The organism is Pseudomonas sp. NY15463, from assembly GCF_048068415.1.
GTDB lineage: Bacteria > Pseudomonadota > Gammaproteobacteria > Pseudomonadales > Pseudomonadaceae > Aquipseudomonas > Aquipseudomonas mosselii_C.
In genome coordinates this window covers 91,051-103,340 of the sequence record NZ_JBLUQD010000010.1, presented here as the reverse complement: position 1 = coordinate 103,340, position 12,290 = coordinate 91,051, and the positions used below count along the sequence as shown (strand labels likewise).

Below are 12,290 nucleotides of genomic sequence, written 5' to 3'. Positions count from 1 at the left end.
GCAAGCTGCAAGCTGCAAGCAACATCAAAAGCCAGCGCGATGCTGAATGCAACACCGTCGCGCTTCAGCTTGGGGCTTGGGGCTTGAAGCCCTGGCTCTGACTTGCCCGCCAACCGCTAAATCGGCACCATGCACCGACAGTGGGGACGACCTCACGACGCACCGCGTGACCATTCCGGGGACGGCCCCATCCTTGAAAACGATGGAGACGTACCATGTCCTGGATCATCCTGTTCTTCGCCGGCCTGTTCGAGGTCGGCTGGGCGGTCGGCCTGAAATACACCGACGGCTTCAGCCGCCCACTGCCCACCGCCCTGACCATCGCCGCCATGGCCATCAGCCTCGGCTTGCTGGGCCTGGCCGTCAAAGAGCTGCCACTGGGCACCGCCTATGCCATCTGGACCGGCGTGGGCGCCGTGGGCACGGTCATCGCGGGGATCATTCTGTTCGGCGAGTCCATGGCCCTTGTCCGGCTACTCAGCGTGGCATTGATCGTCGCCGGGCTGATCGGGCTGAAGGTCAGCGCCAGCTGACCTTCTCCTTGGCGAGTCTCAGCGCAGATCGCCACGCAGCAGGCTCACCTGTTCACGCAGCGCATCCGGCTTGGCGGCCTCGGCCGGGACAGCCGGGCCCGCGACGAGGGTCACCCGCGACCATAGACGCTTGAACAATCCCTTGTTCGGATCGCGACTGAAGAAACTGCCCCACAGCCCCTGCAACGCCAGCGGAATCACCGGCACCGGAGTCTCCTTGAGGATGCGGTTGACCCCGCTCTTGAACACATCGATCTCACCATCGGCGCTGAGCTTGCCCTCGGGGAAAATGCACACCAGCTCGCCATCGGCCAGGTACTGGGCGATACGGGCAAAGGCTTGCTCGTAGGTGGCCGGGTCTTCGCGCAGACCGGCGATGGGGACGGCCCCGGCCGTGCGGAACACGAAGTTGAGCACCGGCAGGTTGTAGATCTTGTAGTACATGACGAAACGGATCGGCCGGCGAATGGAGCCGGCGATCAGCAACGCATCGACGAACGACACGTGGTTACACACCAGCAGCGCGGCGCCCGTGTCGGGGATGCGCTCAAGCTCACGGTGCTGCACCCGGTACATCGAGTGGCTGAGCAGCCAGATGAGAAAACGCATGGTGAATTCCGGCACGATGCGGAAAATATAGGCGTTGACCGCCACATTGAGCAGCGACACCACCAGGAACAGCTGCGGGATGCTCAGTTTGACGACGCTCAGCAGCACGATGGTGATGATCGCCGACACCACCATGAACAGCGCATTGAAGATGTTGTTGGCCGCGATTACCCGGGCACGCTCACCTTCGGCGGTGCGCGCCTGGATCAGCGCATACAGCGGCACAATGTAGAAGCCGCCGAACACCCCGAGGCCGATGATCGACAGCATGATCCACCAAGCTTCGCGCATGCCCAGCAGCGTCAACCAGCCGTGCGCGGTGCCGGTGTCGGGCACATCGCCCGAGTGCCACCACCACAACAGCCCGAACAGAGTCAGACCGAACGAGCCGAACGGCACCAGGCCGATCTCCACCTTGCGTCCGCTCAGGCGCTCGCACAGCAGTGAGCCGACGGCAATGCCGACCGAGAACAGTGTCAGCACCAGGGTCACCACGGTCTCGTCGCCGTGCAGCCAGTCCTTGGCATAGGCTGGGATCTGGGTGAGGTAGATGGCGCCGACGAACCAGAACCATGAGTTACCGACGATCGAACGCGACACCGCCGGGGTCTGCCTGAGCCCCAGGCGTAGCGTGGCCCACGACTGCCTGAAGATGTTCCAGTCCAGACGCATCTGCGGTGCAGCAGCCGTAGCCCGCGGGATCCAACGGCTGGCCAGGTAGCCCAGCACTGCTGTGCCGACCACCCCGCCCGCCACCACCGTGGCGTAGCTGGAGGAGGACATCATCACTCCGGCGCCAATCGTGCCCGCCAGAATCGCCAAGAAGGTGCCCATTTCCACCAGGCCGTTGCCACCTACCAGTTCTTCTTCGCGCAAGGCCTGCGGCAGGATCGAATACTTCACCGGGCCGAACAGTGCCGAGTGGGTGCCCATGGCGAACAACGCGATCAGCATCAACACCAGATGGCCGGTGACGAAGCCAACGGCGCCAGTGGCCATGATGACGATCTCGGCCAGCTTGATCGCGCGAATCAGCCGGTCCTTGGCGAATTTCTCACCGAACTGACCGGCCAGCGCCGAGAACAGGAAGAACGGCAGGATGAACAGCAAGGCGCACAGGTTGACCCAGATCGAGCGGTCGCCCTCGAGGCTGAGTTTGTACAGGATCGCCAGGATCAACGACTGCTTGAACAGGTTGTCATTGAAAGCACCCAACGATTGGGTGATGAAGAACGGCAAAAAGCGCCGCTTGCCGAGCAGGGTGAATTGCGAGGGGTGACTCATCGTCCGTGTACCTGATTGGGCTTTGTCATTGGAGGCACGCACAGCGCGTAAAGCCACAAATCTGCACGCGAAGCAGTGGTCAGGCAAGTCATGAAGCCAACGCATGGCACCCTTCAAACGCAGACAATATCAATGTGACATCATCTTTTCACACGTTTGGTTTCAGGTTTCGCGTATCCTTGCCGACAATTCATATAGATGACTACATCTAAAAAAGGAACAGACCTTCGGTCTCCTCCAATACCTCGGAAAAGGAGCTCAGCAGCATATGTTCAGGTGGTTCGGCGATTTGAAAATCGCGCACAAACTCGCCCTCGGCTTCGGGCTGGTGCTCGCGCTCGCCCTGGCGCAGTCGCTGGTCAGTTGGGACGGGCTTTCGAACCTGGTCCGACGCAGCGAGGTGGTGAATGCCGTCGCCGGACTCAACGATGCCCTGGGCGACTTGCGTGAGGCGCGGTTGCGCCACGCTATGAGCAACGGCGGCGAACCAGAGGCTGAGTCGCTGCAAAAAGCCCTCGACGCGTTCCAGACGCCGCTGGCCAAACTGCGCGCGCTCATTCGCACCCCAGAAAACCTGGCGATCCTGGGCAAAGCCGAGCAGCACCTGCAGACCTACGCTGGCAACCAGGCGTTGAGCGTCGAGGCCTATCGGAAAATGCGCGCGGCGCAAAAGGAAATGGGCAGCCTGGCCACCACCGCCTTCGCCGACATCGAGCAGATTCGCAAACAGGTACGCGCCCTACCCGACGCCGAGCAGCGTGCCGTGCGCATCGAGGCGATCAATCAGGTACGCGAGAACCTGATCCTGTTGCGCTACCACGTACGCGGCTACACCGGTAATACCAACGCCGAAACCGAAAAGCTGATGAATACGCAGATCGCCACCACGGTGAACGACCTGCCGACCCTCGTGGCGCGCTTCGACGGCAGCTATGCCGGGCAGTTCCAGCAGTTGCAAAACCAAGTTAGTACTTATGCCAGCGCCGTCGAAGCGTTTCGTGGTGAAGTCAGCAAACTGGTGGACTACCGAGCGGCCATGGGCGCTGACGTCGAAGGCTTGAACGTCTTGATCGGCCAGTTGCTCGACAGCCAGGCCAGGTTCGTGCGTGAGGACAGCCACTTCGCCAAGACCCTGCAACTGGCCACCACCGCCCTGGCCCTGCTGCTGGGCATCCTCGCCGCCGTGCTAATCGCCCGGCAGATCAGCCAACCGTTGCAACGCGTGCTGCAAGCCATGGAGCGCGTGGCCGCCGGTAACCTCACCGAGCAACCTGACAGCCCGCGTCGCGATGAACTGGGCCAGTTGCAGAACAGCCTGCGCAGCATGACCGCCAACCTTCGCCAACTGATCAGCGGCGTGCGCGACGGTATCGGCCAGATCACCAGTGCCACCGAAGCGCTGTCGGCGATCACCACGCAGACCAGCGCCGGGGCCAATAACCAGAAGATCGAGACCGACCAGGTGGCCACTGCCATGCAGGAAATGGCGGCTACCGTCCACGAAGTAGCGCGCAATGCCGGCGAGGCCTCGGTCGCCGCCAGTGCCACCGACCAGGAAGCCCGCGAGGGCGACAGCGTGGTCAACCGCGCCGTGGCGCAGATCGATCGCCTATCTAGCCAGGTGGACGCTACCAACCAGGCGATGGACGCCCTGCGTAGCGAGAGCCAGCGCATTGGCAAGGTAATGGACGTGATCAAGGCGGTGGCCGAGCAGACCAACCTGCTGGCGCTCAATGCTGCCATCGAAGCCGCACGTGCCGGCGAAGCCGGACGTGGCTTCGCCGTGGTCGCCGATGAAGTGCGTGGGCTGGCACAACGCACCCAGGCCTCCACCGAGGAGATCGAATCGGCGATCAGCAGCTTGGAGCAAGGCACCCGTTCGGTCAGCGACCTGATGGAGCAAAGCCAGAGCCTGACCGCCAGCAGCGTGGCGCTGGTGCGCGAAGCCGGCATGGCACTGGAGGGCATCACCCAGCGGGTTTCGGCAATCGAATCGATGAACCAGCAAATTGCCGCCGCCTCCGAGCAGCAGAGCGCCGTGGCCGAGCAGATCAGCCGCAGCGTGGTGACGGTGAGGGATATTTCCGAACAAACCGCCGAAGCCAGTCAGCAGACCTCGGTGTCCAGCGTGGAGCTGGCGCGCCTGGGAGGGCAGTTGCAGACGATGATCAGCCGGTTCCGCTTCTGATCGACACACACCATTACGGGGCACGCCAGCATGCTGACGTGCCCCGTAATACCTTCAGCTCAATCGAATCTGAACAATGCGCGCGCCGTGTCTACCAGCAGCGCCTGACGCAGCTGTGCCGAACACCCTAGCGCCTCGAACTGCTCCACCACCGAACTGAAGTTCACCGTAGACTCGTGCTGGGTGTGCGGCCAGTCGCTTCCCCACATCAGCCGCTCGGCGCCGTAGTGCGCCTCGAGCGCGCCCAGCGCCTGCTGGGCAAAACGCAGGTTCTCCCGTGGCGTACCTTCCAGGCGATAGATACCCGAGACCTTCAGCCACACCTTGCCCTCCCCGCCCAAGGTCAGCAATTCGGCGAAGCCCGGCTGCCCAAGGCCTCGACGGGCGTCGGCACGGCCAAAGTGGTCGATGACGATGTCCAGCCCGTACGGGCGCAACGCCCGCACCAGCGCTGGCAGGTCGGCCACCTGGCGATGCAGCTCCAGGTGCCAGCCTTGCTCGCCGATGCGCTCAAGCAGTGGCCGCCATTCGGCCGCCGTGAGGTCGGGCAACTGCACCTGGCCCATCAAGTTCAGGCGCACCCCGCGTACTCCCAGGCGCGCCATCTCATCAAGGGCTTCTCGCTCGACGTCCCGTTCGAGCATCACCACGCCACGTAGCTGTTCAGGCGCGGTGCGCAGCGCACTGAGCAGGTAGCGGTTGTCGGTGCCCAGAAAACTGGGCTGAACCAGCACGCCATGACTAAAGCCATGGCCGTGGAGTTGGGCAAGGTAGTCGCCCAGTGGCGCATCGTAGGCCGGTGCATAACGGCGCTCGGCCGCCAGTTGCAAACCTCGGCTAAAGACGTGTGCGTGGCTGTCGATGGCCGTGATCGGTGAAACAGGGACGTCAGGCATGGGGCTCTTCGGGAAACGGGGTTGAGGTCGACGTTTTCAGGATTGGGGCTGCTGCGCAATGCCGCTTCTACAGACGCATTCATCTGTAGGAGCGGCCTCGTGCCGCTAAGGGACCGCAAAGCGGTCTCAGGGTTTACTTGGCCAGCGCTCCAGCCACCACAGGCTCCGGCTTGGCTTCAAGGTTACGGCCACGGGTTTCCGGCAGGCACAGCGCGGCGATCACCGCCACGCCATAGGCGATGCCGGCATCGATGCCGATGGCCGCGCCCAGCGACATGGACTCGCTCATGTGGCCGACCAGGAACGGGAACACTGCCGACAGCACGCGGCCAAAGTTGTAGCAGAAACCCACACCAGCGCCGCGCACGTCGGCCGGGTACAGCTCGTTGAAGAACGCCCCGAGGCTGGCAGGGATGCCTGCGGCGAAGAAGCCCAGCGGGAAGCCCAGGAACAGCATCTGGGTGTTGCTCAGCGGGAAAAACACGTAGGCCTGCACGGTGAGTACGCAGCACACAGCGAACAGCAGGATGTTCTTGCGTCGGCCGATGCGGTCGATCAACAGGCCGCTGACCACACAGCCGCACCAGAAGGCAAAGATGATCACCGCCAGGTAGCCGCCGGAGTTGAGCACCGACAGGTTGCGCTCGGTCTTGAGGAAGGTCGGCAGCCAGGTCATCACCGCATGGTAGCCGCCGTGGGCGCCCAGACCGAGCAGACCGCCGAGCAGGGTCACACGCAGCAGTTCGGGGCGGAAGATGCCAGCCATGGACTTGAAGAAGCTGCCCGCAATGGCCTTTTCTTTTTGCAGGCGCTGGAAGCTGTCCGGCTCTGGCACATTGCGGCGCACCCAGATGATCAGCAGCGACGGCAGCAGGCCGACGAAGAACATCACCCGCCAGGCGAATTCCTGCGGCACCAGCGAGTAGATCAGGGTGAACAGCGCCACCGCCAGGCCCCAACCCACTGCCCAAGCGCTCTGCACCGTGCCCATGACCTTGCCGCGGTATTTCGGGTTGATGGTCTCGGCCATCAACACGGCGCCGGCGGCCCATTCACCGCCGATGCCGAAGCCTTGCATGGCCTTGACGAACAAAAGCGGGTAGAACCCGGTGACGAACGCCGAGAGGAAGGTGAACGTGGAGAACCAGAGAATCATCCACTGCAGGGTGCGCACCCGGCCGTAACGGTCGGACAGCGTACCGCCGAGCCAGCCACCGATCGCCGAGGTGACCAGGGTCACCGCGCTGATCAAACCGGCATCGCCTTTGCTGAGCGAGAACGCGGCGATCAACGCCGGGATGGCCAAGCCGAACATCTGCACTTCAAGTGCATCCAGCGACCAGCCGCCGAAACAGGCCCAGAACGTCTTGCGCTCCCGCGAGGTGATTTGGCGATACCAGCTGAACATGGTTGTTATCCTTCTAGTCGTGTTGTGTAGCGACCGGGCGCACCGAAGCTCTTGGCACGCGTCGGCCGGGCAGGCAGAACCACGGCGCCGTGCAGGCACGGCGCCGAACATCAAAGGGGGTAAAGCGTTTTCTTATCGAATGTCGATGCGGTAGCGGAAGTGCTGGGCATGACCGCGCGAACGCCGCCACTCCAGCGGCTTGCCTGCGTAGTCACGGGCCAGACGCTCGATCACCACCACCGGGCTGCCTTCGGGCAGTTGCAGCAGGCGCCCGTGCGCCGGGTCGACCGCTTCGGCGGTGAGGGTCTCCTCGGCAGCAGCCACGACCTGGCCGCACAGTTCTTCGTAGATCGGATAGAGCAGCGGGCCCTTGCGGTCTAGCTCGACCTCCAGCAGTGGCTGGAAGGTCTGGCGTGGCAACCAGATGTCTTCGGCCAGCACCGGCTGGGCGCCGAGCAGACGCAGGCGGATGATGTGGATGACCTCAGCCTCGGCTGGCAGCCCCAGGGCATGCGCCACCGCCGAGGGCGCGCGCATCGGGTCGATGGAAAGGATGCGGCTCTCCGGCACGGCGCGCTCGCCATTGGCCGACTCGAAACGGAAGAAGCGAAACAGCGAAGACTGGAATTGCGGCCGGCGAATGAAGGTGCCGCGACCCTGCTGACGTTCCAACACGCCCTCGGCTACCAACGCATCGACCGCCTTGCGCACGGTCCCGACCGACAGGTCGAACTCGGTGGCAAGCGCCGCCTCGGTGGGAATCGCCTCGCCCGGACGCCAACGGTTGTTGGCGATCTGCTCGACCAGGTGGTCGCGCAACTGTTGGTAACGGGGCAGGCGCGCATCGGCTGACAAGGCGTTCATGGGCGGCTCTCGGTGAATGTCATGTAGACATATATATGAATTTTTTCGAGAGTATTCCCCCTAGCAGGATGACTGTCAATCCTCCGGCTGTCGTCAGATTGGAAAGCCGCAGCCGGCACCCAGAAATTTTGATGGCCGCATAGCTGCCTATTTCTGGGTGCGCGGCTCAGGGTTGCAAGTCGGGGAGCGGGTTCATCACGAACCGGGCACCCGTTGAAATGATCTCAAGTATCACTGCATCGGGCTTGTAGCGCTCAACCAGGTCGGCGCGGAAGAAACCGTCCTGTGCATGCACCACGATGATGTTGCTGAAATGCGCCTTGAGGAACGGCAGCATTTCGTGGGAGAAGGAATCGCGAATCAACAACAGAGTCTTTCCCGACTTGGACTCGGTATGCAGGATAGCTGGCGCTGTCCAGTCATGGCGCTCACTCAAAAACGTAGTTTTGTCCGCCTCATGCTCAGGGACAGTTGCATAGGTCACGATAGAGGGCAGTCGATTCAAACCCAACATCAGAGCCATGTTTCTCGGTTGTTGCTCTGGCGGGATATTGACTGCCTTGAAGGCCGTGATCGGCAGCGGTGCCATATCTGGGAAATCTTCGGCCACTCGCGCCATAAGGGTCTTGTAACCGATGTATCCCCCTAGCCCGGTCCAATGGGTGTCATAACGCGAGTACAACTGCTCGATGTCCCCGCTGGCTAGCATTTCGGGACGCGGATCGACTAGTTGTGTGTAACCCGCTGCACGGGTGACCCGCAGGAAATCGTCGATTTCGGTGGTGACACGTCCCTCAGGCATCCAACCGGGGCGGTACTGCGCCAGAATGTCCTCCTTCACCGGCCCCATGATCATATAGAAAGGAATACCCCGGCCCTTGAGATATCTGACCCTCTGCTCGAAACCTTGCAACCAGATGGCAAGGTTGGCAGCGTCCATACGCACTTTACCGGCAGTAATCCCCAGATGGTCATCCGTATCGTAGAACAACCAGCCATCCTTACCCACAATGACTCGCTTGCTGCCACTGTATCCCAATTCGTAGCGGGCCATGTTGAGCGCCGAGATCAGGTAAGGACGGAGAGGGAAGTGGTCCGCCACATAACTGTCCAGCGTGGACGGAAGGCTAGCCCACTCCTTGATCGACGTCGGCAATGTCGGACGCTCGCTCAGCACCCGGTTCTCTTGAAGCTCGGGCGGCGTGAGCGGCAACAGCGGAAACACCAGCACCGCAATAACAATCGCGATCATGCTGAAAATGAGTGACCAGTCGCCCCTTTCTTGAGGCCGGCCCAGCGAAGATACGACAAAATTGTTCATCGTGGCCTCAGAATCGGAAGTAGAGGAAGGGATTGAGCGTGGTACTGGCCAACAAAGTCACACACAGGAGCAGACCAGTGATCAGGACCAGCGTTGGCAAGGCATGCACATAAACGGTTTCATGGCGTGCGGCAGGCAAAGAGGCTCCATGTATCTTTGGCATGCGTAGCTTTTCCAGCACTGCAGGTAGCACTGGGAAAGACAATAGGCAACCCAAAACAAGCGCGACCAATGTTTCGGGTGTCACCCACACCATCAACGGCTGCCAACTGGCAGGTTCGGCGCCAAATCCGGCGAGTGCCTTTACTACCATGCTGGCCTGCTGGAAATCGTGCGCACGGAAAAACACCCAGCCGACCATGATGACAGTCAGTGTGTAGAGACGCGCAATAATTTGTGGCGATGCTTCAAGTACACCTTTGAGTGCCACCCGCTCCAGAACCACGAAGAAGCCGTGGAACAGCCCCCAGAAGACGAAAGTCCACGCGGCGCCATGCCACAATCCAGTGACCAGGAAGACGATCAGCAAATTTCGAATGGTCTTCAACTCGCCGTAGCGGCTTCCTCCCAGAGGAATGTACACATAATCGCGGAACCAGAACGACAGCGACATGTGCCAGCGACGCCAGAACTCGGTAATTGATCGCGAGGCATAGGGATAGTCGAAGTTTCTGGGGAACCTGAAGCCCAGCATGAATGCCAGACCGATTGCCATGTTCGAGTAACCACAGAAGTCGAAATAAATCTGCAGCGTATAGGCCAACGTTCCGACCCAGGCCTCGAACGTGGTGATCTCCGACGAGGGCAACCCGAACAGGTGATCTGCGGCAGGTGCAACGCTGTTGGCAATCATGACTTTCTGGCACAAGCCAACGATGAAGTACTGAATCCCCACCGCGACGTGATGATGATTCATCGCACGGTGATGCAGTTCTTGCTGAATATCGACGTAGCGCACAATCGGGCCCGCGACCAGATGCGGGAACATCATCACATAGGTGGAGAGGCGCACAAAATTTCGCTCGGGCTCAATAGTGCCGCGATGTACTTCCACCAGGTAGGACACTAACTGGAAGATGAAGAACGAGATACCCAAGGGTAGATGCAAAGCAACATCGGGCGCCTGGAATTGCCCGACGCTGGCCGCGATATCCATCAGGAACTGGCTGTACTTGAAAACGGCAAGTACCAGTACGTTGCCCGTGACAGCAGCGGTGAGCAATGCGACCCGCACTCGACCACTCGCACCACCGATCAGCCGACCTGCGACACTGTTGAATGCCAGCAGTGCAATCAACAGAAAGATATAGTGGCCTTCACCCCAAACGTAGAAAATCGTACTGCCAGTCAGCAACACCGAGTTCCTGATGCCGGTCAAGTAGTAGAACAGCAAAAAAATCGGCAAGAAATAAAATATGAAGGCAACCGAGCTGAAAACCATAACCTCTCCATTTGTCGTCACTGGCACGTCAATGCCCGTGCTCGCCGCCCACCAGGGCTTGCGGCCACGGATGTTAACGCATTTGCCTTTTGCAAGAACAGAAATGGCGGCCCTGAAAACCGCTTACCTCCCCTTGCGATCACACGCAGCGGTTCAAGCCCGACAGGGACCCAAAAGGAATCCTGAGCAGGCACGCAGTGCTCCGCCATTGCCACCAGCAATTGCAACACTCTAGAATCCCCCCGGCACGGCAAGGCACCACTTCGACGGAACGAATTCATAACTCTGCTTACCCACCCGGTCATCGAGCACAGCGGTTTCCGGAGCAACGCAACGGCGTACCCCCATGACCCTCTCAGAAGCAAAAATTGCTGTCATTATTCCCTGCTACAAAGTCACCTCGCATATTTTGGGTGTCATTGACGAAATCGGCAGTGAGGTCATCAAGATCTACGCGGTGGATGATGCCTGTCCGGACCGCTCCGGAGACTTCATTGAGGCCCACTGCAGCGACCCGCGCGTCGTTGTCGTGCGCAACGCTCAAAACCAAGGTGTGGGCGGTGCGGTGATGGCCGGCTACCAGGCGGCGATTGCTGACGAGATGGACATCTTGGTCAAGATCGACGGCGACGGGCAGATGGACCCGAGCCTGCTACCGGACTTCGTCGCCCCGATCCTCTGTGGAGAAGCCGACTACACCAAAGGCAACCGCTTCTTCGACCTGGAAGAAATCCGCCAGATGCCGAAGGTTCGTTTGTTCGGCAACGCCGCCCTTTCGTTCTTGACCAAACTGTCATCCGGTTACTGGGATTTGTTCGACCCCACCAACGGCTATACCGCCATTCATCGTGACGCTGCCAGGCATCTGCCCTTCAACAAGATCAGCCGGCGCTACTTCTTCGAGACCGACATGTTGTTCCGCCTCAACACCTTGCGGGCCGTGGTCATCGACATCCCGATGGACGCAAGGTATGCCGACGAAGTCAGCAACCTGAAAATTTCGAAGATCGTTGGCGAGTTCCTCGTTAAACACATGCGCAACATGGGCAAGCGTATTTTCTACAGCTACTACTTGCGCGATATGTCACTGGCGTCCCTTCAGCTCCCATTGGGCCTACTGCTGGTGGGACTCGGCGGGCTGTTCGGGCTCTCTCACTGGATCAGCTCGATCAACTCGGGAGTACCCACGCCTGCCGGTACGGTCATGCTGTCCGCATTGCCAGTGATTCTAGGCACCCAGTTCATCCTGGCTTTCGTCGGCCACGATGTTCAAGCCGTCCCCAAGCGGGCATTTCATCTGCAACGCAAAAGCAAAGCCGCCAAAGAGCCGAAACTAAAATGACTTACTTCATTGCGCTCATCTGCGTCATCGGCATTGCCGCTGGTCAGATCCTGTTCAAGCTCAGCGCCGCCACCCTGCAACGTACCGGCAGTTTTTTCCACCTGAGCACGCTTTCGACGCTATTCGCTGCGTTCGCCCTGTACGGCATCACGACCATTGCCTGGGTCTGGGTGTTACAAAAAATCGAACTGGGCAAGGTGTACCCGCTGATGGCAATGGCTTTTGTCCTCGTTCCGATTGGCAGCCATCTGATATTTGGCGAGAAATTCCAAGTCCAATATTTCATCGGCGTGGCTGTCATCATCACGGGTATCCTCATTACCGTGAAGGCCTGAGGGCGCTCCCCCTCAGGAAACCCAAAAGGCCTACCAGATCAGATCTGACAGGCCTTTTGGGTTTTAGAG

At 60.4% G+C, this 12,290-nt stretch carries 10 protein-coding genes and 1 pseudogene; 5 read left to right on the top strand and 6 right to left on the bottom strand.

Features of this window, described 5'->3' with window-relative positions:
• Positions 1 to 215: 215 nt before the first annotated feature.
• Positions 216 to 533 carry a quaternary ammonium compound efflux SMR transporter SugE gene (gene sugE / locus ACNFIC_RS22650; protein ID WP_138219600.1) on the top strand — a complete coding sequence of 106 codons (318 nt, stop codon included), beginning with the start codon at positions 216 to 218 and terminating at the stop codon, positions 531 to 533.
• 18 nt (positions 534 to 551) lie between these two features.
• Here sugE and ACNFIC_RS22645 read toward each other — a convergent pair whose 3' ends face one another.
• Positions 552 to 2,426, bottom strand: a complete 1,875-nt coding sequence (locus tag ACNFIC_RS22645) for an MFS transporter (protein ID WP_416782101.1) — start codon at positions 2,424 to 2,426, stop codon at positions 552 to 554.
• A gap of 268 nt (positions 2,427 to 2,694) precedes the next feature.
• On the opposite strand from ACNFIC_RS22645, the pseudogene ACNFIC_RS22640 reads away from it, so the two are divergent.
• Together ACNFIC_RS22640 and ACNFIC_RS22635 are read left to right on the top strand one after the other, a co-directional pair.
• Positions 2,695 to 3,759 (top strand): annotated as a pseudogene (locus tag ACNFIC_RS22640) (methyl-accepting chemotaxis protein); the annotation flags it as partial.
• Positions 3,751 to 4,614, top strand: coding sequence for a methyl-accepting chemotaxis protein (locus tag ACNFIC_RS22635; RefSeq protein ID WP_416782123.1), 864 nt, complete (start codon positions 3,751 to 3,753; stop codon positions 4,612 to 4,614). The pseudogene ACNFIC_RS22640 and the gene ACNFIC_RS22635, both read left to right, overlap by 9 nt.
• Positions 4,615 to 4,673: 59 nt before the next feature.
• Here ACNFIC_RS22635 and ACNFIC_RS22630 read toward each other — a convergent pair whose 3' ends face one another.
• The 5 genes from ACNFIC_RS22630 to ACNFIC_RS22610 form a co-directional block, all read right to left on the bottom strand.
• Positions 4,674 to 5,510 carry an amidohydrolase family protein gene (locus ACNFIC_RS22630; RefSeq protein ID WP_138219603.1) on the bottom strand — a complete coding sequence of 279 codons (837 nt, stop codon included), beginning with the start codon at positions 5,508 to 5,510 and terminating at the stop codon, positions 4,674 to 4,676.
• A 133-nt stretch (positions 5,511 to 5,643) separates the two neighbouring features.
• The gene (locus ACNFIC_RS22625; protein ID WP_138219604.1) at positions 5,644 to 6,918 is read right to left on the bottom strand and encodes an MFS transporter; all 1,275 of its coding nucleotides are present in this window, start codon (positions 6,916 to 6,918) and stop codon (positions 5,644 to 5,646) included.
• 132 nt (positions 6,919 to 7,050) lie between these two features.
• Positions 7,051 to 7,782 carry a GntR family transcriptional regulator gene (locus ACNFIC_RS22620; RefSeq protein WP_138219605.1) on the bottom strand — a complete coding sequence of 244 codons (732 nt, stop codon included), beginning with the start codon at positions 7,780 to 7,782 and terminating at the stop codon, positions 7,051 to 7,053.
• A gap of 166 nt (positions 7,783 to 7,948) precedes the next feature.
• The gene (locus ACNFIC_RS22615; protein WP_416782100.1) at positions 7,949 to 9,103 is read right to left on the bottom strand and encodes an alginate O-acetyltransferase AlgX-related protein; all 1,155 of its coding nucleotides are present in this window, start codon (positions 9,101 to 9,103) and stop codon (positions 7,949 to 7,951) included.
• 7 nt (positions 9,104 to 9,110) lie between these two features.
• A complete protein-coding gene (locus ACNFIC_RS22610) occupies positions 9,111 to 10,544 on the bottom strand; it encodes an MBOAT family O-acyltransferase (RefSeq protein ID WP_416782098.1) in 1,434 nt (477 codons plus the stop codon).
• Positions 10,545 to 10,890: 346 nt separating this feature from the next.
• On the opposite strand from ACNFIC_RS22610, the gene ACNFIC_RS22605 reads away from it, so the two are divergent.
• Together ACNFIC_RS22605 and ACNFIC_RS22600 are read left to right on the top strand one after the other, a co-directional pair.
• A complete protein-coding gene (locus ACNFIC_RS22605; protein WP_416782096.1) occupies positions 10,891 to 11,886 on the top strand; it encodes a glycosyltransferase family 2 protein in 996 nt (331 codons plus the stop codon).
• The gene (locus tag ACNFIC_RS22600) at positions 11,883 to 12,221 is read left to right on the top strand and encodes a 4-amino-4-deoxy-L-arabinose-phospho-UDP flippase (protein ID WP_416782094.1); all 339 of its coding nucleotides are present in this window, start codon (positions 11,883 to 11,885) and stop codon (positions 12,219 to 12,221) included. Before ACNFIC_RS22605 ends, ACNFIC_RS22600 begins: the two co-directional genes overlap by 4 nt.
• Positions 12,222 to 12,290: the final 69 nt, after the last annotated feature.

Bases quoted from the DNA above. Each gene is read 5' to 3' on its own strand.
- ACNFIC_RS22610 (WP_416782098.1), bottom strand. From the start codon at position 10,544: ATGGTTTTCAGCTCGGTTGCCTTCATATTTTATTTCTTGCCGATTTTT.
- ACNFIC_RS22630 (WP_138219603.1), bottom strand. From the start codon at position 5,510: ATGCCTGACGTCCCTGTTTCACCGATCACGGCCATCGACAGCCACGCA.
- ACNFIC_RS22615 (WP_416782100.1), bottom strand. From the start codon at position 9,103: ATGAACAATTTTGTCGTATCTTCGCTGGGCCGGCCTCAAGAAAGGGGC.
- ACNFIC_RS22635 (WP_416782123.1), top strand. From the start codon at position 3,751: ATGACCGCCAACCTTCGCCAACTGATCAGCGGCGTGCGCGACGGTATC.
- sugE (WP_138219600.1), top strand. From the start codon at position 216: ATGTCCTGGATCATCCTGTTCTTCGCCGGCCTGTTCGAGGTCGGCTGG.
- ACNFIC_RS22645 (WP_416782101.1), bottom strand. From the start codon at position 2,426: ATGAGTCACCCCTCGCAATTCACCCTGCTCGGCAAGCGGCGCTTTTTG.
- ACNFIC_RS22620 (WP_138219605.1), bottom strand. From the start codon at position 7,782: ATGAACGCCTTGTCAGCCGATGCGCGCCTGCCCCGTTACCAACAGTTG.
- ACNFIC_RS22600 (WP_416782094.1), top strand. From the start codon at position 11,883: ATGACTTACTTCATTGCGCTCATCTGCGTCATCGGCATTGCCGCTGGT.
- ACNFIC_RS22605 (WP_416782096.1), top strand. From the start codon at position 10,891: ATGACCCTCTCAGAAGCAAAAATTGCTGTCATTATTCCCTGCTACAAA.
- ACNFIC_RS22625 (WP_138219604.1), bottom strand. From the start codon at position 6,918: ATGTTCAGCTGGTATCGCCAAATCACCTCGCGGGAGCGCAAGACGTTC.